At 33.7% G+C, this 25604-nt stretch carries 14 protein-coding genes and 7 pseudogenes; 8 read left to right on the top strand and 13 right to left on the bottom strand.

Translation table 11 applies throughout. The features are described 5' to 3' along the window. Positions 1–34: 34 nt before the first annotated feature. From QWY92_RS12305 to trkA (QWY92_RS12270), 8 genes are all read right to left on the bottom strand, one after another. On the bottom strand, positions 35–724 hold the full coding sequence (locus QWY92_RS12305; RefSeq protein WP_290271691.1) for a YjjG family noncanonical pyrimidine nucleotidase: 690 nt from the start codon (positions 722–724) through the stop codon (positions 35–37). Beyond that, a complete protein-coding gene (locus QWY92_RS12300) occupies positions 714–2018 on the bottom strand; it encodes a polysaccharide deacetylase family protein (protein ID WP_290271689.1) in 1305 nt (434 codons plus the stop codon). The genes QWY92_RS12305 and QWY92_RS12300 overlap by 11 nt, the downstream gene beginning before the upstream one ends. Before the next feature lie 110 nt (positions 2019–2128). Further along, positions 2129–2827: a RadC family protein gene (gene radC, locus QWY92_RS12295; protein ID WP_290271687.1), complete on the bottom strand. Its 699-nt coding sequence runs from the start codon at positions 2825–2827 to the stop codon at positions 2129–2131. 100 nt (positions 2828–2927) lie between these two features. Continuing rightward, positions 2928–4646, bottom strand: coding sequence for a response regulator (locus tag QWY92_RS12290; protein ID WP_290271685.1), 1719 nt, complete (start codon positions 4644–4646; stop codon positions 2928–2930). Beyond that, positions 4640–5767 (bottom strand): FIST signal transduction protein, encoded by a 1128-nt coding sequence (locus QWY92_RS12285; protein WP_290271684.1) that lies wholly within the window; start codon positions 5765–5767, stop codon positions 4640–4642. The genes QWY92_RS12290 and QWY92_RS12285 overlap by 7 nt, the downstream gene beginning before the upstream one ends. A 396-nt stretch (positions 5768–6163) precedes the next feature. Then, positions 6164–7519 (bottom strand): UDP-N-acetylmuramate--L-alanine ligase, encoded by a 1356-nt coding sequence (locus QWY92_RS12280; RefSeq protein ID WP_290271683.1) that lies wholly within the window; start codon positions 7517–7519, stop codon positions 6164–6166. A gap of 262 nt (positions 7520–7781) precedes the next feature. Next, entirely contained in the window at positions 7782–9275 is a 1494-nt protein-coding gene (locus tag QWY92_RS12275) for a TrkH family potassium uptake protein (RefSeq protein ID WP_290271681.1), read from the bottom strand. 76 nt (positions 9276–9351) lie between these two features. Beyond that, on the bottom strand, positions 9352–10701 hold the full coding sequence (gene trkA, locus QWY92_RS12270; protein ID WP_290271679.1) for a Trk system potassium transporter TrkA: 1350 nt from the start codon (positions 10699–10701) through the stop codon (positions 9352–9354). A 317-nt stretch (positions 10702–11018) separates the two neighbouring features. On the opposite strand from trkA (QWY92_RS12270), the gene ubiE (QWY92_RS12265) reads away from it, so the two are divergent. The 4 genes from ubiE (QWY92_RS12265) (at position 11019) to QWY92_RS12250 (ending at position 14970) form a co-directional block, all read left to right on the top strand. Next, complete coding sequence (ubiE, locus tag QWY92_RS12265) at positions 11019–11744, top strand: bifunctional demethylmenaquinone methyltransferase/2-methoxy-6-polyprenyl-1,4-benzoquinol methylase UbiE (protein ID WP_290271670.1); 726 nt, start codon at positions 11019–11021, stop codon at positions 11742–11744. A gap of 6 nt (positions 11745–11750) precedes the next feature. Beyond that, complete coding sequence (porT, locus tag QWY92_RS12260) at positions 11751–12476, top strand: type IX secretion/gliding motility protein PorT/SprT (RefSeq protein ID WP_290271677.1); 726 nt, start codon at positions 11751–11753, stop codon at positions 12474–12476. A gap of 199 nt (positions 12477–12675) precedes the next feature. After that, entirely contained in the window at positions 12676–14124 is a 1449-nt protein-coding gene (locus QWY92_RS12255; protein ID WP_290271675.1) for an MBOAT family O-acyltransferase, read from the top strand. 12 nt (positions 14125–14136) lie between these two features. After that, positions 14137–14970, top strand: coding sequence for an SGNH/GDSL hydrolase family protein (locus QWY92_RS12250; RefSeq protein ID WP_290271674.1), 834 nt, complete (start codon positions 14137–14139; stop codon positions 14968–14970). Between the two features lie 175 nt (positions 14971–15145). Here QWY92_RS12250 and QWY92_RS12245 read toward each other — a convergent pair. Beyond that, a pseudogene (locus tag QWY92_RS12245) lies at positions 15146–15871 on the bottom strand (TrmH family RNA methyltransferase). Between the two features lie 36 nt (positions 15872–15907). On the opposite strand from QWY92_RS12245, the pseudogene QWY92_RS12240 reads away from it, so the two are divergent. Continuing rightward, a pseudogene (locus QWY92_RS12240) lies at positions 15908–16631 on the top strand (TrmH family RNA methyltransferase). Positions 16632–16750: 119 nt separating this feature from the next. On the opposite strand, the gene QWY92_RS12235 reads toward QWY92_RS12240, so the two are convergent. From QWY92_RS12235 to ubiE (QWY92_RS12220), 4 genes and pseudogenes are all read right to left on the bottom strand, one after another. After that, entirely contained in the window at positions 16751–17641 is an 891-nt protein-coding gene (locus QWY92_RS12235; protein ID WP_290271672.1) for an LB_356 family protein, read from the bottom strand. Positions 17642–17653: 12 nt separating this feature from the next. Then, a pseudogene (locus tag QWY92_RS12230) lies at positions 17654–19099 on the bottom strand (MBOAT family O-acyltransferase). A 200-nt stretch (positions 19100–19299) separates the two neighbouring features. Continuing rightward, positions 19300–20023, bottom strand: a pseudogene (gene porT, locus QWY92_RS12225) (type IX secretion/gliding motility protein PorT/SprT). Between the two features lie 6 nt (positions 20024–20029). Next, complete coding sequence (ubiE, locus tag QWY92_RS12220) at positions 20030–20755, bottom strand: bifunctional demethylmenaquinone methyltransferase/2-methoxy-6-polyprenyl-1,4-benzoquinol methylase UbiE (protein WP_290271670.1); 726 nt, start codon at positions 20753–20755, stop codon at positions 20030–20032. A gap of 327 nt (positions 20756–21082) precedes the next feature. Between ubiE (QWY92_RS12220) and trkA (QWY92_RS12215) the strand changes: the two are divergent. The 3 pseudogenes from trkA (QWY92_RS12215) to QWY92_RS12205 all read left to right on the top strand — a co-directional run. Then, positions 21083–22431 (top strand): annotated as a pseudogene (gene trkA / locus QWY92_RS12215) (Trk system potassium transporter TrkA). A 75-nt stretch (positions 22432–22506) separates the two neighbouring features. Then, positions 22507–23999 (top strand): annotated as a pseudogene (locus QWY92_RS12210) (TrkH family potassium uptake protein). A gap of 259 nt (positions 24000–24258) precedes the next feature. Then, positions 24259–25604, top strand: a pseudogene (locus tag QWY92_RS12205) (UDP-N-acetylmuramate--L-alanine ligase); the annotation flags it as partial.

Raw genomic sequence — 25604 nt, 5'->3', positions numbered from 1 at the left:
ACGTTATTTATGCAGTTTTTATTATAATTTGAGCTTACAAGTAATTTTTTATACTCGCGAGATTATCTATTTGAATAATATTACGATCTAAAGTTATGTTATTTATATCAAAAAAAAGAACTTCCATGCCTATGTTTTGAGCGCCAAGAATATCAGCTTCATAACTATCGCCAATCATGATGCTTTGTTCTGCCTTTACTTTGGCGGTTTCTAAGGCATAATTGAAAATTTTAGGGTTTGGCTTTTTTACTCCAACCATTTCGGAATTTGTTACGGTTTCAAAATAATGTAAAATATTAGATTTCGACATTTTTTTATGCTGAACCTCATCAAATCCGTTGGTTATAATATGAAGTTTATACTTTGATTTTAAATAGTCTAAAGTTTCAAATGTGTTTTCAAATAAATGATTAAAACTGCTTAAATGAATGATATAATCATCCGACAGTTTATTAATTAAGTTTGGATCTACTTGGACGTCCATTTCTAAAAAGGTATCATTCAGCCTGCCAAATCGCAAATCTTCTTTAGTTACTTGGTCTTCTCTGTACAATTTCCAATACTTAAAATTTATAGGAACATAATGTTTCAAAAACACTTGAATATCAAAGTCTAAGGTATTTATTTCAAATATTTTTTCGAAGGTGAGGGCTGAGTTTTTATCGAAATCCCAAAGGGTATGATCTAAATCGAAAAACACATCGGTTATATTTTTAATTTTCATCGGTAACAGATTCTAAAATAAGATTAAATAATTCTTTAAAGCCCGTCCATCTCATATTATCGCTCAATGTATAATTATGAAAAACAGGAGTAAATTCGCCATTAACCTGTTTTACTTCATTTATAATATTATTTAACACGCGCCTTTTATCTAGGAGCGATTTGTGTTTCAGTAAAGCAAAATCCATAACATGGTACGGGTAAATTTTTAATGGCGTTTGCACTTCGTAGTCTAAGTCGTAAAACAAAAATGGTGTACACGAGCCGGCTCTAAAGCCTATTTCGTTAACATATCCCATGGTGTAATCTTCTTGCACGTTGAGTTCTATTAAATTCCGATAGGTTTCTGGTAAATTAAGTTTAGAAAACGATTGTCTAGACGCTTTTAACGGCTTATTAATAATCTCTTCCATTTTCGTTTTTTCCTTTTTCAGGATAGCGGCATCATCAAGTGCAAAAAACGACACTTTTAGTCCCACATCGCTATAATCTCCAATATGTTTTATGAGAGAAATAAACCCTTTACTATTTGGATTTGTGCCTTTATCATAGGTTGAATATTCACCTAACAAAAAGAAAAATACAAACTTAAATTTGGTTTGTTTTTGTTTATTGATAAAGTATTTAAAAGTATCAAACGGATCGTGTTTAAAGCGCATAAGCACCATAAAACGATTGTAAAGACCTTTAAATCTTAGCGTAAACACATCTTTTAAAACACCACCAACAGTGCGCATAACTCCATTTAGTCTATAGTGATAAGCGCTAGGCACATCTATAATAGGTTTTATACGATATGATTTTTCTGGAAACTGAAAATCTGGAAATTGTTTTTGTAAAGCTGCTTTAAACTTATACGCCCAAATATCGACAACGGGTTGCTTTAAAAATTTGTGCTTATAAGCTAAACTTTCGGTTGCTACAAACCTTCCAAACTCATCTTTTACCTGTGGCAAATACTCTTCGTAACGCGAGAGCAAATAAAATGAAGCTGCAAAAATATCGAAGGGCATAGCGCTTTTATCTCCATTGAAAAAAAAGCCTTTGGTTTGCCCCCATTCCATGATATTAATATCGATATCATTAAGGCCTTGCTCGAATAATAAATCGTTACTTTTTATAAAAAACTCACTACCAAGCTGCTGTTTGGTGTAAGACATTTTAATATTATCGTGCGCTATAAATTTTTCGATTTTTGTAGTAAAGGCGACTTCTATTCCTAAAACACGGGTACAAATATGTTTGAAAACATAATTTAATCGTGGTGAAATTTTATGTGTATAAACTAGTAGCATAACTTTTTTTAATGGCTAAAACACTATTGAAATTTGACGTTTAAAACGTACATTTTCCGAATATGGTATCTAAAGAAAAGGTTAATAATATTCAACTTCTAAGCGTTAAATTATAATACATTTTCATCGGCAAAACTAAAGTATGCTTTTTCGGTAATAATTAAGTGATCTAGCACTTTTATATCTAAACTTTGTGCTGCAATTTTTAATTTTTGCGTAATATTTTTATCGGCTTCACTCGGGTTTAAAGCTCCAGACGGATGATTATGGGCTAAAATTAGCCCTACAGCACCAACTTCCAACGCGGTTTTTAAAACTAAGCGAACATCTACGAGCGTTCCGGTAATGCCGCCTTTACTCAATTGGTTTTTCTGAATAACTTTATTCGAGTTATTTAAGTAAATAATCCAAAACTCTTCATGCTCAAGTTCTCCTATTTCTGGTTGCATGAGCTCGAAAACCGATTTACTAGAGGTTATTTTCATTTTTTCCAGAGCCTCTTCTCCCCGTCTGCGTCGGCCTAATTCCATAGCAGCTATAATTGTTATGGCTTTCGCTTCTCCAATGCCTTTAAATGCCATAAGTTGCTTTATGGATAACCTGCCTAAAGCACTTAAATTATGATTTACACTCGAAAATATGCGTTTACATAAGGCCACGGCATTTTCCTCACGATTGCCCGAACCTATTAATATAGCAACAAGTTCAGCATCGCTTAATGCCGCTTTTCCTTTGTATAATAATTTTTCGCGAGGTTGATCGTCTTGACTCCAATCTTTAATTGAAAACGCCTTTTGTTTTTCCGCCATTTGATAAAGCTACATATTTTTTTCCACTCTTCTTTTTCAGAATGATAAAAAAATGCGTCTAAAATAACTAACGGTTTACTTGTATTATTTATCCTATAAATTACCTGCTGTAAGATTTTATAAGCGCATACAATTGATCAGGATCAAAAGGTTTACCCATAAATCCATTCATTTTATGTGTTTTAGTTTTCTCTTTAATATCAATTTGAGCTAATGCCGTTAAAGCAATAATAGGCACATTGGATTTCACTGGATCTTTAAGCCTTCTTATGATTTTAGTGGCCTGATAACCATTCATAATAGGCATTTGTAAATCCATTAACACCAAATCGAAATTAAAATTATCACCCTTAAAGTGCTTTAAAGCTTCCTCTCCGTTTTCGGCAATGGTGTAATTAATTTTCCAATTAGCAAAAAAACGTTTCATAATAAGCACGTTCATCTTATTATCTTCAGCGACTAATACATTTATATTCAATGCCTTATAGTCCGTTTTTAACGGCGCTGGGACAAAAACAGTTTGATTGCTATTTTTATCTACATCATATTCTAGTGCGAAGAAAAAAGTAGACCCTTCACCTAATTTACTGATGAGTTTTAAATCGCTATTTTGAAGTTTTAATAAGCGTTTCGAAATAGTTAAACCTAATCCCGTACCGCCATATTTAACAGCGGTTTCTGAACTGGCTTGAACAAAACTATCAAAAATACTGGTCTGCTTACTTTTAGAGATTCCAATGCCAGTATCAACAATAAAAAACCCAAGACTAATTCTATTTTCACTTAATCTTGTTTCCTTTACTTTAAGAGCAACACCACCTTGTTCGGTAAACTTAAACGAGTTGCTGAGTAAATTTTTAATAATTTGAGTAAGAATAACCTTATCTCCAATAATATTATCACTTATCTTATTTTCTTTTACCACTTCAAAAGTGATGTTCTTTTTTTCTGCGAGTAGCGTAAATTGCGAGTTTATATTATCTAAAAAATAGGTTAAGCTGAAATCTCTTTTTTGAACTTTTAATTTGCCCGATTTTATTTTATCAAAATCTAATAAATCGTTAATTAGTCCCAGCAAATGTTCTCCTGAATATTTTAATGCTTTAAGATTTTCTACCTGTTCAGGCAAATAATCTTCCATGAGTAAAATATTAGTTAAGCCCGTAACGGCATTTAAAGGCGTTCTAATCTCGTGAGACATGGTTGAAATAAACTCATCTTTAGAGTTACTGGCTTTTTGCAGTTTTATTTCAGCTTCTTTTAAATCGGTTATATCGGTTATACTTCCTATGAATCCGTAAGATTCATTCTCTATATTTCTAAAGTGTTTAGCATTTAATTCAAGCCACAGTAATTGCTCGTTATGCACCGCCTTAAAAATGAAACAACTTCGTTTTTTAACAAAAAATCCGGCGTACTCATCAGTTTCTTCTACATCCTTTTCTAATACAAATTCTTTAAAATTTCTTCCTAAAGAGTCTTTAATTTTATGCCCAGTAAACTCTTCCCATGCAATATTTAAATATGTAAAATTACCGTGAACATCGGTTTCAAAAATAATGCCTCCAATATTATCTACCACATGGCCTAACTTGGTAATAGACGTATCACGTTCGTTCGTTAATTTCTTATTTGACTCGAAAAGCTCTTTAGAACTAAATTCTAGAATATTTTCTAAATGACTAACATCTCTATCAAAGCTGTTATATGCAGCGTTTACCGAATTTAAAAACACCATTAATTCGGGGTTATCACTATCTTGTAAACCTGCTTTTTTTAGTTGACGCCTCAACAACCTGTGGTAATCTTTTTCTAACATTCAGAAATGGTTGTAACCGTCATGGTTTGATGATGTAATTCAGTAGATGTTGCTTTATCCACAGGTGCAATTTCACCATACGAATAAAACCCAGTGATACTTGTTTCGTTTCCTACCACCTCTTTTACAACCTCAACTTCCTCTTCAACGAGTTGCCTTAAAACCAATCGCCTGCCCACACAACTTACTAATATCGCTAAACTCGACGCTTCTGTAAAACCTTGCACAGCATCTGTAGCAGCTTCTTCGGCACCATTTATTAAACGATCTAGATTCCCTTTCATTAAACGCAAATATGCGCCTTGCGGAATATTAGATCCAAAAGTTAAACTTTGGTCTTCCTCATTGATTCCAGAAATACCTCGAACTACCGGCACGCCATTTTTCCCGCTTCTAATTTTAAAAGGAAATAAAAGTCCTGAACCTGGCAAATCTTTAGCATCTTCACCCAATAAACGTTTATAAAGCTCTAATGCCGGCTGCCCATCAAGTTCGTACAATACATTTTTGTGAGATTTAGTAACCAAACGCTCAATACCAAAACTATCCCAGCCACCTTTACTGCCGTAACCAACTTGAATACTATCGCCATAAAAACCTAGAGCAAGAACGGTGTTATCTAGTATTTCATTATTTTTAATGACGAAGGTTTTTTTGAAATTTGTGCCGTCGCCAGCAAAACCTCCTGTAGCACTAACGTTATTTAAAGTTTTTTTTAAGCCTGAAACCAAATCAACATCATTTTGGAGAAGCCCGTCACTTAAAACCAAAACATGTTTTAAGTCTTTATTATAAAGCATTTCTCCTATTTCCTTACCTGTATTTTTACATGCTTCGCTATTTTTCACATCAAGAGAAACCAACTTCAAGGTCGTTTTTTCAAATTGAATAGCCGTTAAAGAAATGGTTTTATCTTTTACTGTAATGTCTGAAATTTCCCCGGCAGTAGAACAACCAATGATGATGGCATCTGGGTAGCATAGATTTACTTTAGACAAAAACTCTTGCCTAAACGGAAACTCGGGTGACACAAAAAGCAATATGACACTTGGCCTAATATTTATTGCATCTAAACCCACAGACCAGTTATTCTCGTCTATGGAAATCTGATTAACTTTCATGTTTATAATTTTAGTGTTAGGGACTTAAATAACAAACGATTAAAACTAATATCAATCGAAATTTTAAAAATCAACTTTTACAAGCTATTTATTTTCTTACAATACTTTATCTGTAATTCAGCGGTTTTCTAGAAAAAACAAACAAAACGTATTGGCTTAATTTTCATAGTTTAGGTCGGAAATTACCAAATAACTTACAGTACAGACTATCCGTATTTCTAACCTTTTTAATATGAAAAATCACTTTTTAAATAAAACATTTTAGTTAAAAACGATATTTTTTTAACTAAAAATCTTACCTCAAAAGTAAGAGTATTATGTAAAAAGACTATTATTCCTTTGGTTGAAAAGATAATAGCATTATGTTTTAAACTTCACTCTAGCATTACCACAACTCTACTCCACTAAAGCCTTTAGTGCATTAAAATCTAGACCACCATAATTACCAGAACTCATTAAAAGTAAAGCTGAATTATCGAAGTTTTGCTCAAATAAGAAAGTTTTAAAATCGTCTGGATTGGTATAAATAATTAAGTCGTCGCGCTCAAAAGCCGTTGCTATTTGTTCGTGAGTTACTTCTTTTAGTTTTTTAATTTCTACTGCATGCGGCGAATAGAAAACCACAGCGACATCAGCAGCATCTAGGGCGCCTTTGTACTCTTTTAAAAATTCAGCGTTTAAACTGCTATACGTATGCAACTCTAAACACGCTACTACTTTTCGGTTGGCGTATTGCTCTTTTACGGCGTTAGTTGTTGCCATAACCTTACTTGGAGAATGGGCGAAATCTTTATACGCTACACTTGATTGTCCTTCTGCAATTTTTTCTAAGCGTTTGCTTGCACCTTTAAATGTGGCAATAGCTTCAAAAAAATCGTCTTCATCAATCCCCATGTGTTGGCAAATCCATTTTGCACCAGCCAAATTATTAAGGTTGTGCTTTCCGAAAATCTCAATAGGTAAAGCGCCTTCCGGAGTTTCTAAAAGTGTTTCTCCGTTCTCTACGGTATATTCTGGTGTTTGGTAGGCTATTTTTCTAATGGTGTTTTGGCTAGCTTCTACCACACGTTTTACTTCAGGGTCTTCTTCGTTATAGTTTATACTCCCTCCGCGAACTATAGAATCTACAAATATGCTGAATTGCTCTACGTAGTTTTCATAGGTTGGAAACACATTTATATGGTCCCAAGCAATACCGCTTAACAAGGCTATATTAGGTTTATATAAATGAAACTTTGGTCGTCTATCTATTGGTGAACTTAAATATTCGTCGCCTTCGAGTACAATAAAATCGTTATCATCGGTGAGTTTTACCATAACATCAAACCCTTCGAGTTGAGCACCAACCATGTAATCGACATCTTTTTCGTGATAATGCATCACGTGTAAAATCATGGATGTTATGGTTGTTTTCCCGTGGCTTCCACCAATAACTACACGCGTTTTATGTTTAGATTGCTCGTACAAAAACTCGGGATAACTGTAAATTTTAAGGTCTAATTCTTGTGCTTTTAATAACTCAGGATTATCGGCTTTGGCATGCATACCCAATACGATGGCATCCAAGTTTTCTGAAATTTTCTCTGGAAACCATCCGAAATTTTCTGGCAATAAGCCTTTGGTTTGCAGTCTGGATTTTGAAGGTTCGAAAATGGTATCGTCGCTTCCGGTAACTTGATATCCTTTATTATGAAGGGCTAATGCTAAATTGTGCATAGCCGAGCCACCAATGGCTATAAAATGTACGTTCATGTGCTGATTTTGAATACCTCAAAGATACTTTTTTGTGTTGAATTGTTGGACGCTCTCGGAGAGAAATTATCGTTTTTTATGACGACGTGGTTTGACAAAAAAATCAATATTTAGGAAAAACCTATGTTTTAGCAAACTAGCTTGCGTGAGGGATTGCAGTGGAAAGCCCACAGCCTGACGCAGGAAGTGCGCGGACTTGTAGTGTAAAGCCCGACCCTTTTCGGGGCACGCCCAAATAATTATTTTTTGAAAATGATTTATTTTATCGGTTTCGCCAAAAGAATGGGGTAAATAAAATGAGTACGGTAAACAGCTCTAGACGCCCAATTAACATAAGGAATGAAGCCCACCATTTGGCTAACTGCGGCAGGGCTGCGTAATTGTTTACGGGACCAAAATCTCCCAAAGCAGGACCAACGTTTCCTAAACTTGATGCGGCTAAACCAATGGATGCTTCAAAGTCGATATCGAACATGGAAAACACGAGTGCGCCAATAATAAATGAGAGCATATAGAGTATGAAAAACCCCAGAATATTGAATACGATATCGCCTGAAATGGCGCGATTATTATAGCGCACAGGCAGAATGGCGTTGGGATGCAGGGTACGTTTAAACTCTAGAAATCCATTTTTTATAAGTATTAAATGGCGTACTACTTTTACACCACCCGAGGTACTTCCGGCTGAACCACCAAGAAACATGAGCCCGAAAAAGAAAACGACTAAAAAGGGTGTCCAAAGCGTATAATCTGCGGAAACAAAACCTGTTGTTGTGATTACGGATAGGACTTGAAAAAGGGAATGTCTGAAAGCGCTTTCGGCTTTACCCCAAACCATTGGATGATCGATGGTGGATAATGCAGCATCGGTTCTAAAGTAAATTATTAGTGCCGCGATGATGGTAAAAATAATGACGAACTTGGTGTATAATTTAAACTCTTCGTCTCCGAATATTTTTTGAACTTTTCCTTTAAAAGCAAAGTAACTGAGTACAAAATTGATACCTGCCAAATACATAAACACAATGATAATGTATTGAATTATAGGTTGATCGTTCCAATAGGCTACACTGGCATTTTTTGTAGAAAATCCACCTGTAGACAGTGTGCACATAGCGTGGTTGATGGCATCGAAAAAAGACATTCCTGCTAGGTTTAGCAATAACGTTTCGGCAGCGGTGTAACCAAAATAGATAAGCCATAAGCGTTTTGCGGTATCGGTAATTCGAGGGTGTAATTTATCGGCACTTGGCCCTGGTGCTTCAGCTGCAAAAAGTTGCATTCCTCCAATACCTAAGAGTGGCAAAATGGCGATAGCGAGCACGATAATTCCCATACCGCCAATCCAGTGTGTTAAACTTCGCCAAAATAATACGCCTTTTGGTACGGCTTCAATATCATTTAAAATGGATGCTCCTGTAGTGGTGTAGCCCGATATGGTTTCAAAAAAAGCATTGGTAAAATTCGGGATACTATCGGTAAAAACATACGGTAATGCACCAGAAAGTGACATGATTACCCAACCGAATGACACCACAATATAGCCTTCACGCTTATTCATTTCCTTATTGTGGTCCTTGGTTAAAACCATAGCTATTACGCCACTTAAAAGCGTAGCTAAACCGGCCATTGAAATTTGAAATGTTACACCATCTTTATAGAGAAAACTAACCAATGCGGATAGCAACATAAACCCTCCGTTGAATAAAAGCAGTAAGCCTAAGAAATGAAAAATGATTTTGTAATTTAATTTCATGTCGGTTTTTCTATTGGTTTTTCAACTCTGGAAAATGTGATATTTGAGGCATTTTATTTTTTTAAGACTAATACTTTTAACGGAATAGTTTTTCTACTCCTTTAATAGATTGTAATAAGCAGCAAACTACAATGCGATCGCCAGCTTGTATTTTGAAATCACCCAAAGCGATAACACCTAACCCGTCACGAATAACACCTCCAATAATGGCTGAACGCGGAAAATCTACATTTTTAATTACTTTATTACAAATAGCTGAACTTGGTTTAACTTCAAACTCTAAAAGTTCAGCATTCATGTTACTTAACTTGGTCATGGCTACCACTTCTCCTTTACGGATGTATCTAAAAATATTATTTGCAGCCAGTAACTTTTTATTGATAAGCGTTTCGATACCAATGGAATGCGATAACTCGAAATAATCCATATTCTCAACCAAAGCCACCGTTTTTTTAACACCTTTAGATTTGGCTACTAAACAAGACATGATATTGGTTTCCGAATTTTTTCCTACGGCAATAAAAGCATCCATATCGCCAATATTTTCTTCTTCTAATAAATCCACCTTTCGGCCATCGCTATGCAACACTAACACCTTTGGTAGCTCGTCTGCAATATCGAAAGCACGGTCTTTATCTTCTTCTAAAAGCTTCACATTAAATCCTTTCTCAGATAAAGATCTGGCGGTTTTAAAACCAATTTGACTTCCGCCTAAAATCATCACATTTTTAATAACCCGATTTGGTTTTCCTGTAAGTCGGCATAACTCATCTTCACCACCTTTAGACGTTACAAAAACGATATGATCGCCACGTTTAAACTCCGTATCGCCACGCGGAATAATAGTAAATTGCGTACCAAAACGCTGAATTGCAATAGGCACAAAGTGTAATTCTGGAAAAATTTTAGCAGCTTGTTTTACGGTTTTCCCAACAAAGGATGCAGAACTTCTTAGAGTAAGTCCAATCATCATTAAAGCACCATTTTCAAATTCGTACGAATCATTAAATGACGATTGTTTAAGTGATAACTCAATTTCGGAAGCCGCTAAAGCTTCTGGAGAAATTAATTCATCTATTCCAAATTTTGTAAAACCAACCTCATCTTTATGATGAATAAACTCGGTATTTGAAATTCTAGCAATGGTACGTTTAGATCCTAATTGCTTAGCCAAAACACAAACTGTAATATTGGTGGTTTCGCTAGCAGTTACTGCGATAACTAAATCACTAGATTCTACTCGAGACTCTTTTAAAATAGCTATTGATGTGGCATCGCCCTTAATAACTCTAATATCTAAATGATTATCGGCATAAGCTAAACTATCTTTATCGGTATCAATTAAAGTGATTTCTTGAGACTCGTAGGAAAGGAGTTTTGCTAAATGAAACCCTACCTCACCAGCACCTGCTATAATTATTTTCATGTATAACTTCTATTGTTTTTTAACTGAAGACACATACAACTCGCTGAACCATTGGCAAACGCTTGCGGTTTCCTCGTGGCGTACTTCATTCGTGCTTCATATTAAAAAGAGATGCAAATATAAGGCAAAATTAAGACTAGTTATTTAGAATGACACTTTATAATTATTTTGAATACGGCGCTTTACAGCGAGATATACTTCTAAATATTGATAAATTCAATACCTTTGACAATCAAAACCAGCCGACCTCGATTTTCACTTTACGGAATATTATAAAGTCAAAATAAATTATGTAGGTTTGCCAAAAAAATAAAGATTTGTCAAAAATTAAACCATATAAAGACAGCGATTTAGGTAAGAAAGAACAAGTTACCCAAATGTTTGATACTATTTCTGGAGATTACGATGGCTTAAACCGTGTAATTTCTTTTGGAATTGATATACAATGGCGAAAAAAAGTTGTAAAAATAGTTGCAGAAAGTGCTCCAGAAAGCATTTTAGATGTAGCCACCGGAACAGGCGACTTAGCAATTAACCTAGCAGAAACAAGTGCTACCAGAATTGTTGGTTTCGATATTAGCAGTGGTATGCTAGATATTGGAAAAATAAAAGTAGCTAAGAAAAACTTAGATTCTAAAATTGAAATGATTTTAGGCGATAGTGAAAGTATGCCTTTTGAAGACAATAGTTTCGATGCCATTACAGTTGCTTTTGGTGTTCGAAATTTTGAAACTTTAGAACATGGTTTGAAAGAAATTTATAGAGTTTTAAAACCAGGAGGTACTTTCGTGATTTTAGAAACCTCAATGCCCGATAAAACACCTTATAAACAAGGCTATAATTTTTACACAAAAAATATTTTACCACTTATAGGAAAAGCCTTTTCTAAAGACAGAAGTGCTTATAAATATTTATGCGAATCGGCATCTGTTTTTCCTTATGGTGAAGCTTTGAACAATATTTTACGTAAAGTTGGGTTTATAGATGTTGAAGATTTTCCACAAACTTTTGGTGTGGCAACAATTTACAAATCGTCGAAGTAATTTATCATGAAACATATTTTATCCCTAATCGCCTTTTTATTTATAATACAAACCTCGAATGCGCAGCTATTTAAAAAAGAAAAAGTGCGTTACGATGCTAATACAGGCAGTGGCTCTACCGATTACAAATTGCTACGTTGGGGGTATTTTTTAGGATTTAACAATTACGATTTCAATTTTGACTACAACGAAAATCTAAAAGATATTAGCGTATCTACAACCACTGGTTTTAATGTAGGTTTAATTGGAAACCTTCGTATTAACGACTATTTAGATTTACGCTTAGAGCCCGGTTTACTTATAACCACAAGAGAATTAAATTACGACCCTTCGTACTTTTCTGGCACTCCAAGAAATATCGATTTGGTAAGAGAAGTGAAATCGACTTACATTCATATCCCATTATTATTAAAAATATCCACCAAGCGTATTAATAATTTTAAGCCTTTTATTGTTGGTGGATTTTCAACAGCACTAAACCTGTCGAGTAATCAAGATAACCCAAACGATAATTCAAACGGACAATTTAGAACGACAAAAAATTCTCAATTTTACGAACTTGGTTTTGGAATAGATTTCTATTTATACAATTTTAAATTCACCCCTTCTATTCGCGGATTATTTGGTTTAAATGATGAATTGGTTCGTGATGACGACCCAAATAGTGCATGGACCAGTAATATCAATAGCATGCAAACACGTGGTGTATTTATTAATTTTACTTTTCAGTAGAGGTTATAAAAACAGACTGATTGCATAGGGTGTATACAAGATGAAAGCCATTTTATTACTAGGCTCAAAATCCATTCTAATTCACTAATGTAAAAAAAAAACCAAACTACAACCTCGAAAACAGTAATTCTATTGTTGTAACAGAATCATATTGTAAGTCATTCAAAAAAAACATTATATTTGGCAATAAAAAAAGAAAATGTTCTTTAACTCAATAGATTTTGCAATATTTTTACCTATAGTGTTTTTATTATATTGGTTTGTTGCAAATAACAATTTAAAACTTCAAAATTTCTTAATCGTTCTTGCTAGTTATGTGTTTTATGGTTGGTGGGATTGGAGGTTTTTATCCCTAATTTTATTTAGTACAATAATTGATTACTCAATAGGAGTTCGACTGTCAAAAGAAAAAACTTTATCTAAAAGAAAAATATTACTTTGGTTAAGTATACTTGTAAACCTTGGCTTTTTAGGTTTTTTTAAATACTACAATTTCTTCCTTGACAATTTCATCTCAGCTTTTTCTTTTTTTGGAACACCAATAAACACCCAAAGTTTAAATATAATATTACCAGTTGGAATAAGCTTTTACACCTTTCAAACTCTAAGTTATACAATAGATGTCTATAAAGAAAAACTTGAGCCAACAAAAGATTTTATTGCATTTACTGCATTTGTTAGTTTTTTTCCTCAACTTGTTGCTGGACCAATTGAAAGAGCTACAAATTTACTCCCTCAATTCTACAAAAAACGAACTTTTGAATACAATAAAGCTATTGATGGACTAAGACAAATACTATGGGGATTATTCAAAAAAATTGTAATCGCTGATAATTCTGCAAAAATAGCAAATGAGGTATTTAATAATTCAACCGATTATTCTGGAAGCACATTATTTCTAGGAGCAATATTTTTTACATTCCAAATATATTGTGATTTCTCTGGATATTCAGATATTGCAATTGGCACATCAAGGCTTTTTGGCTTCAATTTAAAGCAAAATTTTGCTTTCCCTTATTTTTCAAGAGATCCCGCCGAATTTTGGAGACGTTGGCATATATCACTTTCAACTTGGTTTAGGGATTATCTATATATTCCTTTAGGAGGAAGTCGCGGAGGAACCTGGATGAAAATCAGAAACACATTTATAATATTTGCGGTAAGTGGGTTTTGGCATGGAGCTAACTGGACATTTATTGCCTGGGGGATCTTAAATGCTTTATATTTTATGCCATTTCTCTTATTAAACAAAAACAGGGTAAACACAAATATTATTGCACAAGGAAGGCATTTACCAAATTTCAAAGAAATCTGTCAAATGACCATTACATTCGGCTTAACAGTATTAGCCTGGGTCTTTTTTAGAGCTGAAAACATCACACATGCATGGTCTTATTTATCCGAGATTTTCTCAAAAACAATATTTTCATTACCAAAATTCTTGGATCCATTTCATGCTTTAACAACTCTAATTATAATATTTATATTTTTAACTATAGAATGGATTGGACGAGACGAACAATATGCAATTGCAAACATAAAAAAGACATCAAAAGCCATTTTTAGATATGCTTTTTACTACACCATAGTAATCGCTATATTTTGGTTTGCGGGGGAAGAACAACAATTCATATATTTCCAATTTTAATCAATTTTGAGCATGAAAAAATTTATAATAAAAATCGTATTCTTCATTTTACCCATACTCATATTTCCCGTTTTACTAAAACAGGTTGATAGTTATATTTTTAAGAAAACAACAACTAATTTAAAGGGCAACATTCTTGTTTTAGGAGATTCCCATACGCAAACAGGAATTAATGATAATTTAAACATTGCATTAGATAACTTATCACAATCAAGCGAAACATATTTTTTCTCATACTATAAATTGAAAAAAATAATTTCTCAAAGAAAACCCGCAATGATTATTCTTGGATTATCCCCACACAACTTGACCTTTTTTCAAGATGAAAAAACATACGGATTTAATGAGTCCACTCGATTTAAAGCTCTTTGGGAAAGATATTATTTCAGTTTAAATTATGAAGGAATAAAAACTTTAAACAAAAATTCGTCAACAAATGTTTACTCTATTACTACTAATATACTTAACACTAATTTTAAAGAAATATTAAGAGGAAAGAATGCCTATATTGGTGGATTTAGAAAATCCGAAGAAACTAATTTAGATTCAATATTGCTAAATAATAAAATTAAAATTCATTTTTATAATAATAAAAATAAGGTATACAAAGAAAGTCAAGTCCAAATAGAATACCTTAATAAGATATATGACTTATGTAAGGAAAACGATATAATATTCAACGTTATAAATCTACCAACTCATAAATTGTACAAATCAAAAATTCCTAATGAAGTTTTAAATACTTATGACAAAATTATTAAAAACCTTAAAAACAAAGGAGTTACAACTCTAGACTATTCTTTAATGGATTTACCAAATAATTATTTTGGGATGGAGATCATCTAAATTATTTTGGCGCAAACAAGATAACCCAAAAGCTCATAGAAGATCTAGATTTATAAAAAACAATGTAATTCATGCTATTTACTGTTCCTTCTTTTCACTTCTCCTTTTATATAATTTGTAGATAAGCAATATTATTGTAACTGACATTAATACATAATATAGTAACTTTAAAACATCAACTACCTTCACGCCTCCATTCACTAAGTAATACAGCGGTTGCCGTAGCCACATTCAAACTCTCAGTAGCTTGTAAATCGCCAAATCTTGGGATGGTTATTTTTTCAGTAATTAAATTTTCAACAGCTTTAGAAACTCCATTGGCTTCATTTCCCATAACTAATACAGCATCTGTAGGCAATGCCGACTGATACACGTTTTCACCTTCCATAAATGCTCCAAAAACAGGTGCCTCCACATCCTTTAAAAAAGTTTCTAAATCTACATAACTAATATTTACACGGGTAATAGACCCCATGGTTGCTTGTATTACCTTTGGATTAAAACAATCTACGGTAGCCTTACTACACACCAACTTCTTTACACCAAACCAATCGCAGAGACGTATAATGGTTCCTAAATTCCCAGGATCGCGAACATCATCCAAAACCACAATTAAACCTTTGTTTTCTATAGTTGGCTGCTTTGGAATTTCAAAAACAGCCAAGCTTTATTAGGTGTTTTTAAAAAACTAATGCGTTTTAAATCCGTTTCACTCACTAAAACCTCATTTTTGGCACTACTATTGAGAGTTTCTGTAGTATATAATGCGTGAAGCTTTAATGACGATGCCAACAGTTCGGTTATGGTTTTTAACACCTTCAACAACAAATAAACCGTGTTCTTGTCTAAACTTTTTTTTGCTTTAAACTCGTAATTAATTTATTTGGCTTTTACTAAGCATGCCTTTTCTTTTTCTTTATCAAAAAATAGAAAAGGCATGCTTAGTAAAAGCCAAATAAAATTAATTACGAGTTTAAAGCAAAAAAAGTTTAGACAAGAACACGGTTTATTTGTTGTTGAAGGTGTTAAAACCATAACCGAACTGTTGGCATCGTCATTAAAGCTTCACGCATTATATACTACAGAAACTCTCAATAGTAGTGCCAAAAATGAGGTTTTAGTGAGTGAAACGGATTTAAAACGCATTAGTTTTTTAAAAACACCTAATAAAGCTTTGGCTGTTTTTGAAATTCCAAAGCAGCCAACTATAGAAAACAAAGGTTTAATTGTGGTTTTGGATGATGTTCGCGATCCTGGGAATTTAGGAACCATTATACGTCTCTGCGATTGGTTTGGTGTAAAGAAGTTGGTGTGTAGTAAGGCTACCGTAGATTGTTTTAATCCAAAGGTAATACAAGCAACCATGGGGTCTATTACCCGTGTAAATATTAGTTATGTAGATTTAGAAACTTTTTTAAAGGATGTGGAGGCACCTGTTTTTGGAGCATTTATGGAAGGTGAAAACGTGTATCAGTCGGCATTGCCTACAGATGCTGTATTAGTTATGGGAAATGAAGCCAATGGAGTTTCTAAAGCTGTTGAAAATTTAATTACTGAAAATAACCATCCCAAGATTTGGCGATTTACAAGCTACTGAGAGTTTGAATGTGGCTACGGCAACCGCTGTATTACTTAGTGAATGGAGGCGTGAAGGTAGTTGATGTTTTAAAGTTACTATATTATGTATTAATGTCAGTTACAATAATATTGCTTATCTACAAATTATATAAAAGGAGAAGTGAAAAGAAGGAACAGTAAATAGCATGAATTACATTGTTTTTTATAAATCTAGATCTTCTATGAGCTTTTGGGTTATCTTGTTTGCGCCAAAATAATTTAGATGATCTCCATCCCCAAAATAATTATTTGGTAAATCCATTAAAGAATAGTCTAGAGTTGTAACTCCTTTGTTTTTAAGGTTTTTAATAATTTTGTCATAAGTATTTAAAACTTCATTAGGAATTTTTGATTTGTACAATTTATGAGTTGGTAGATTTATAACGTTGAATATTATATCGTTTTCCTTACATAAGTCATATATCTTATTAAGGTATTCTATTTGGACTTGACTTTCTTTGTATACCTTATTTTTATTATTATAAAAATGAATTTTAATTTTATTATTTAGCAATATTGAATCTAAATTAGTTTCTTCGGATTTTCTAAATCCACCAATATAGGCATTCTTTCCTCTTAATATTTCTTTAAAATTAGTGTTAAGTATATTAGTAGTAATAGAGTAAACATTTGTTGACGAATTTTTGTTTAAAGTTTTTATTCCTTCATAATTTAAACTGAAATAATATCTTTCCCAAAGAGCTTTAAATCGAGTGGACTCATTAAATCCGTATGTTTTTTCATCTTGAAAAAAGGTCAAGTTGTGTGGGGATAATCCAAGAATAATCATTGCGGGTTTTCTTTGAGAAATTATTTTTTTCAATTTATAGTATGAGAAAAAATATGTTTCGCTTGATTGTGATAAGTTATCTAATGCAATGTTTAAATTATCATTAATTCCTGTTTGCGTATGGGAATCTCCTAAAACAAGAATGTTGCCCTTTAAATTAGTTGTTGTTTTCTTAAAAATATAACTATCAACCTGTTTTAGTAAAACGGGAAATATGAGTATGGGTAAAATGAAGAATACGATTTTTATTATAAATTTTTTCATGCTCAAAATTGATTAAAATTGGAAATATATGAATTGTTGTTCTTCCCCCGCAAACCAAAATATAGCGATTACTATGGTGTAGTAAAAAGCATATCTAAAAATGGCTTTTGATGTCTTTTTTATGTTTGCAATTGCATATTGTTCGTCTCGTCCAATCCATTCTATAGTTAAAAATATAAATATTATAATTAGAGTTGTTAAAGCATGAAATGGATCCAAGAATTTTGGTAATGAAAATATTGTTTTTGAGAAAATCTCGGATAAATAAGACCATGCATGTGTGATGTTTTCAGCTCTAAAAAAGACCCAGGCTAATACTGTTAAGCCGAATGTAATGGTCATTTGACAGATTTCTTTGAAATTTGGTAAATGCCTTCCTTGTGCAATAATATTTGTGTTTACCCTGTTTTTGTTTAATAAGAGAAATGGCATAAAATATAAAGCATTTAAGATCCCCCAGGCAATAAATGTCCAGTTAGCTCCATGCCAAAACCCACTTACCGCAAATATTATAAATGTGTTTCTGATTTTCATCCAGGTTCCTCCGCGACTTCCTCCTAAAGGAATATATAGATAATCCCTAAACCAAGTTGAAAGTGATATATGCCAACGTCTCCAAAATTCGGCGGGATCTCTTGAAAAATAAGGGAAAGCAAAATTTTGCTTTAAATTGAAGCCAAAAAGCCTTGATGTGCCAATTGCAATATCTGAATATCCAGAGAAATCACAATATATTTGGAATGTAAAAAATATTGCTCCTAGAAATAATGTGCTTCCAGAATAATCGGTTGAATTATTAAATACCTCATTTGCTATTTTTGCAGAATTATCAGCGATTACAATTTTTTGAATAATCCCCATAGTATTTGTCTTAGTCCATCAATAGCTTTATTGTATTCAAAAGTTCGTTTTTTGTAGAATTGAGGGAGTAAATTTGTAGCTCTTTCAATTGGTCCAGCAACAAGTTGAGGAAAAAAACTAACAAATGCAGTAAATGCAATAAAATCTTTTGTTGGCTCAAGTTTTTCTTTATAGACATCTATTGTATAACTTAGAGTTTGAAAGGTGTAAAAGCTTATTCCAACTGGTAATATTATATTTAAACTTTGGGTGTTTATTGGTGTTCCAAAAAAGAAAAAGCTGAGATGAAATTGTCAAGGAAGAAATTGTAGTATTTAAAAAAACCTAAAAGCCAAGGTTTACAAGTATACTTAACCAAAGTAATATTTTTCTTTTAGATAAAGTTTTTTCTTTTGACAGTCGAACTCCTATTGAGTAATCAATTATTGTACTAAATAAAATTAGGGATAAAAACCTCCAATCCCACCAACCATAAAACACATAACTAGCAAGAACGATTAAGAAATTTTGAAGTTTTAAATTGTTATTTGCAACAAACCAATATAATAAAAACACTATAGGTAAAAATATTGCAAAATCTATTGAGTTAAAGAACATTTTCTTTTTTTATTGCCAAATATAATGTTTTTTTTGAATGACTTACAATATGATTCTGTTACAACAATAGAATTACTGTTTTCGAGGTTGTAGTTTGGTTTTTTTTTTTACATTAGTGAATTAGAATGGATTTTGAGCCTAGTAATAAAATGGCTTTCATCTTGTATACACCCTATGCAATCAGTCTGTTTTTATAACCTCTACTGAAAAGTAAAATTAATAAATACACCACGTGTTTGCATGCTATTGATATTACTGGTCCATGCACTATTTGGGTCGTCATCACGAACCAATTCATCATTTAAACCAAATAATCCGCGAATAGAAGGGGTGAATTTAAAATTGTATAAATAGAAATCTATTCCAAACCAAGTTCGTAAAATTGAGAATTTTTTGTCGTTCTAAATTGTCCGTTTGAATTATCGTTTGGGTTATCTTGATTACTCGACAGGTTTAGTGCTGTTGAAAATCCACCAACATAAAAGGCTTAAAATTATTAATACGCTTGGTGGATATTTTTAATAATAATGGGATATGAATGTAAGTCGATTTCACTTCTCTTACCAAATCGATATTTCTTGGAGTGCCAGAAAAGTACGAAGGGTCGTAATTTAATTCTCTTGTGGTTATAAGTAAACCGGGCTCTAAGCGTAAATCTAAATAGTCGTTAATACGAAGGTTTCCAATTAAACCTACATTAAAACCAGTGGTTGTAGATACGCTAATATCTTTTAGATTTTCGTTGTAGTCAAAATTGAAATCGTAATTGTTAAATCCTAAAAAATACCCCCAACGTAGCAATTTGTAATCGGTAGAGCCACTGCCTGTATTAGCATCGTAACGCACTTTTTCTTTTTTAAATAGCTGCGCATTCGAGGTTTGTATTATAAATAAAAAGGCGATTAGGGATAAAATATGTTTCATGATAAATTACTTCGACGATTTGTAAATTGTTGCCACACCAAAAGTTTGTGGAAAATCTTCAACATCTATAAACCCAACTTTACGTAAAATATTGTTCAAAGCTTCACCATAAGGAAAAACAGATGCCGATTCGCATAAATATTTATAAGCACTTCTGTCTTTAGAAAAGGCTTTTCCTATAAGTGGTAAAATATTTTTTGTGTAAAAATTATAGCCTTGTTTATAAGGTGTTTTATCGGGCATTGAGGTTTCTAAAATCACGAAAGTACCTCCTGGTTTTAAAACTCTATAAATTTCTTTCAAACCATGTTCTAAAGTTTCAAAATTTCGAACACCAAAAGCAACTGTAATGGCATCGAAACTATTGTCTTCAAAAGGCATACTTTCACTATCGCCTAAAATCATTTCAATTTTAGAATCTAAGTTTTTCTTAGCTACTTTTATTTTTCCAATATCTAGCATACCACTGCTAATATCGAAACCAACAATTCTGGTAGCACTTGTTTCTGCTAGGTTAATTGCTAAGTCGCCTGTTCCGGTGGCTACATCTAAAATGCTTTCTGGAGCACTTTCTGCAACTATTTTTACAACTTTTTTTCGCCATTGTATATCAATTCCAAAAGAAATTACACGGTTTAAGCCATCGTAATCTCCAGAAATAGTATCAAACATTTGGGTAACTTGTTCTTTCTTACCTAAATCGCTGTCTTTATATGGTTTAATTTTTGACAAATCTTTATTTTTTTGGCAAACCTACATAATTTATTTTGACTTTATAATATTCCGTAAAGTGAAAATCGAGGTCGGCTGGTTTTGATTGTCAAAGGTATTGAATTTATCAATATTTAGAAGTATATCTCGCTGTAAAGCGCCGTATTCAAATAATTATATGTTCATTATAAAGTGTCATTCTAAATAACTAGTCTTAATTTTGCCTTATATTTGCATCTCTTTTTAATATGAAGCACGAATGAAGTACGCCACGAGGAAACCGCAAGCGTTTGCCAATGGTTCAGCGAGTTGTATGTGTCTTCAGTTAAAAAACAATAGAAGTTATACATGAAAATAATTATAGCAGGTGCTGGTGAGGTAGGGTTTCATTTAGCAAAACTCCTTTCCTACGAGTCTCAAGAAATCACTTTAATTGATACCGATAAAGATAGTTTAGCTTATGCCGATAATCATTTAGATATTAGAGTTATTAAGGGCGATGCCACATCAATAGCTATTTTAAAAGAGTCTCGAGTAGAATCTAGTGATTTAGTTATCGCAGTAACTGCTAGCGAAACCACCAATATTACAGTTTGTGTTTTGGCTAAGCAATTAGGATCTAAACGTACCATTGCTAGAATTTCAAATACCGAGTTTATTCATCATAAAGATGAGGTTGGTTTTACAAAATTTGGAATAGATGAATTAATTTCTCCAGAAGCTTTAGCGGCTTCCGAAATTGAGTTATCACTTAAACAATCGTCATTTAATGATTCGTACGAATTTGAAAATGGTGCTTTAATGATGATTGGACTTACTCTAAGAAGTTCTGCATCCTTTGTTGGGAAAACCGTAAAACAAGCTGCTAAAATTTTTCCAGAATTACACTTTGTGCCTATTGCAATTCAGCGTTTTGGTACGCAATTTACTATTATTCCGCGTGGCGATACGGAGTTTAAACGTGGCGATCATATCGTTTTTGTAACGTCTAAAGGTGGTGAAGATGAGTTATGCCGACTTACAGGAAACCAAATCGGGTTATTAAAAATGTGATGATTTTAGGCGGAAGTCAAATTGGTTTTAAAACCGCCAGATCTTTATCTGAGAAAGGATTTAATGTGAAGCTTTTAGAAGAAGATAAAGACCGTGCTTTCGATATTGCAGACGAGCTACCAAAGGTGTTAGTGTTGCATAGCGATGGCCGAAAGGTGGATTTATTAGAAGAAGAAAATATTGGCGATATGGATGCTTTTATTGCCGTAGGAAAAAATTCGGAAACCAATATCATGTCTTGTTTAGTAGCCAAATCTAAAGGTGTTAAAAAAACGGTGGCTTTGGTTGAGAATATGGATTATTTCGAGTTATCGCATTCCATTGGTATCGAAACGCTTATCAATAAAAAGTTACTGGCTGCAAATAATATTTTTAGATACATCCGTAAAGGAGAAGTGGTAGCCATGACCAAGTTAAGTAACATGAATGCTGAACTTTTAGAGTTTGAAGTTAAACCAAGTTCAGCTATTTGTAATAAAGTAATTAAAAATGTAGATTTTCCGCGTTCAGCCATTATTGGAGGTGTTATTCGTGACGGGTTAGGTGTTATCGCTTTGGGTGATTTCAAAATACAAGCTGGCGATCGCATTGTAGTTTGCTGCTTATTACAATCTATTAAAGGAGTAGAAAAACTATTCCGTTAAAAGTATTAGTCTTAAAAAATAAAATGCCTCAAATATCACATTTTCCAGAGTTGAAAAACCAATAGAAAAACCGACATGAAATTAAATTACAAAATCATTTTTCATTTCTTAGGCTTACTGCTTTTATTCAACGGAGGGTTTATGTTGCTATCCGCATTGGTTAGTTTTCTCTATAAAGATGGTGTAACATTTCAAATTTCAATGGCCGGTTTAGCTACGCTTTTAAGTGGCGTAATAGCTATGGTTTTAACCAAGGACCACAATAAGGAAATGAATAAGCGTGAAGGCTATATTGTGGTGTCATTCGGTTGGGTAATCATGTCACTTTCTGGTGCATTACCGTATGTTTTTACCGATAGTATCCCGAATTTTACCAATGCTTTTTTTGAAACCATATCGGGCTACACCACTACAGGAGCATCCATTTTAAATGATATTGAAGCCGTACCAAAAGGCGTATTATTTTGGCGAAGTTTAACACACTGGATTGGCGGTATGGGAATTATCGTGCTCGCTATCGCCATTTTGCCACTCTTAGGTATTGGAGGAATGCAACTTTTTGCAGCTGAAGCACCAGGGCCAAGTGCCGATAAATTACACCCTCGAATTACCGATACCGCAAAACGCTTATGGCTTATCTATTTTGGTTACACCGCTGCCGAAACGTTATTGCTAACCTAGCAGGAATGTCTTTTTTCGATGCCATCAACCACGCTATGTGCACACTGTCTACAGGTGGATTTTCTACAAAAAATGCCAGTGTAGCCTATTGGAACGATCAACCTATAATTCAATACATTATCATTGTGTTTATGTATTTGGCAGGTATCAATTTTGTACTCAGTTACTTTGCTTTTAAAGGAAAAGTTCAAAAAATATTCGGAGACGAAGAGTTTAAATTATACACCAAGTTCGTCATTATTTTTACCATCATCGCGGCACTAATAATTTACTTTAGAACCGATGCTGCATTATCCACCATCGATCATCCAATGGTTTGGGGTAAAGCCGAAAGCGCTTTCAGACATTCCCTTTTTCAAGTCCTATCCGTAATCACAACAACAGGTTTTGTTTCCGCAGATTATACGCTTTGGACACCCTTTTTAGTCGTTTTCTTTTTCGGGCTCATGTTTCTTGGTGGTTCAGCCGGAAGTACCTCGGGTGGTGTAAAAGTAGTACGCCATTTAATACTTATAAAAAATGGATTTCTAGAGTTTAAACGTACCCTGCATCCCAACGCCATTCTGCCTGTGCGCTATAATAATCGCGCCATTTCAGGCGATATCGTATTCAATATTCTGGGGTTTTTCATACTCTATATGCTCTCATTTATTATTGGCGCACTCGTGTTTTCCATGTTCGATATCGACTTTGAAGCATCCATTGGTTTAGCCGCATCAAGTTTAGGAAACGTTGGTCCTGCTTTGGGAGATTTTGGTCCCGTAAACAATTACGCAGCCCTGCCGCAGTTAGCCAAATGGTGGGCTTCATTCCTTATGTTAATTGGGCGTCTAGAGCTGTTTACCGTACTCATTTTATTTACCCCATTCTTTTGGCGAAACCGATAAAATAAATCATTTTCAAAAAATAATTATTTGGGCGTGCCCCGAAAAGGGTCGGGCTTTACACTACAAGTCCGCGCACTTCCTGCGTCAGGCTGTGGGCTTTCCACTGCAATCCCTCACGCAAGCTAGTTTGCTAAAATAGGTTTTTCCTAAATATTGATTTTTTTGTCAAACCACGTCGTCATAAAAACGATAATTTCTCTCCGAGAGCGTCCAACAATTCAACACAAAAAAGTATCTTTGAGGTATTCAAAATCAGCACATGAACGTACATTTTATAGCCATTGGTGGCTCGGCTATGCACAATTTAGCATTAGCCCTTCATAATAAAGGATATCAAGTTACCGGAAGCGACGATACCATTTTCGAACCTTCAAAATCCAGACTGCAAACCAAAGGCTTATTGCCAGAAAATTTCGGATGGTTTCCAGAGAAAATTTCAGAAAACTTGGATGCCATCGTATTGGGTATGCATGCCAAAGCCGATAATCCTGAGTTATTAAAAGCACAAGAATTAGACCTTAAAATTTACAGTTATCCCGAGTTTTTGTACGAGCAATCTAAACATAAAACGCGTGTAGTTATTGGTGGAAGCCACGGGAAACAACCATAACATCCATGATTTTACACGTGATGCATTATCACGAAAAAGATGTCGATTACATGGTTGGTGCTCAACTCGAAGGGTTTGATGTTATGGTAAAACTCACCGATGATAACGATTTTATTGTACTCGAAGGCGACGAATATTTAAGTTCACCAATAGATAGACGACCAAAGTTTCATTTATATAAACCTAATATAGCCTTGTTAAGCGGTATTGCTTGGGACCATATAAATGTGTTTCCAACCTATGAAAACTACGTAGAGCAATTCAGCATATTTGTAGATTCTATAGTTCGCGAGGGAGTATAAACTATAACGAAGAAGACCCTGAAGTAAAACGTGTGGTAGAAGCTAGCCAAAACACCATTAGAAAAATAGCCTACCAAACACCAGAATATACCGTAGAGAACGGAGAAACACTTTTAGAAACTCCGGAAGGCGCTTTACCTATTGAGATTTTCGGAAAGCACAACCTTATAATTTGGCTGGTGCAAAATGGATTTGCCAACACATGGGGATTGATGAAGACGATTTTTTTGAAGCTATTGCCACATTTAAAGGTGCAAGCAAACGCTTAGAAAAAATTGCAGAAGGACAATCAAGTGTAGCGTATAAAGATTTCGCCCATTCTCCAAGTAAGGTTATGGCAACAACTAACGCCGTAAAAGAGCAATACGCCAACCGAAAAGTAGTAGCGTGTTTAGAGTTGCATACGTATAGCAGTTTAAACGCTGAATTTTTAAAAGAGTACAAAGGCGCCCTAGATGCTGCTGATGTCGCTGTGGTTTTTCTATTCGCCGCATGCAGTAGAAATTAAAAAACTAAAAGAAGTAACTCACGAACAAATAGCAACGGCTTTTGAGCGCGACGACTTAATTATTTATACCAATCCAGACGATTTTAAACTTTCTTATTTGAGCAAAACTTCGATAATTCAGCTTTACTTTTAATGAGTTCTGGTAATTATGGTGTCTAGATTTTAATGCACTAAAGGCTTTAGTG

The sequence above is a fragment of the Algibacter miyuki genome, from assembly GCF_030409805.1.
Taxonomy (GTDB): domain Bacteria; phylum Bacteroidota; class Bacteroidia; order Flavobacteriales; family Flavobacteriaceae; genus Algibacter; species Algibacter miyuki.
Note: the sequence above shows the minus strand (reverse complement) of the source record. Positions and strands in the feature narration are given on the sequence as shown.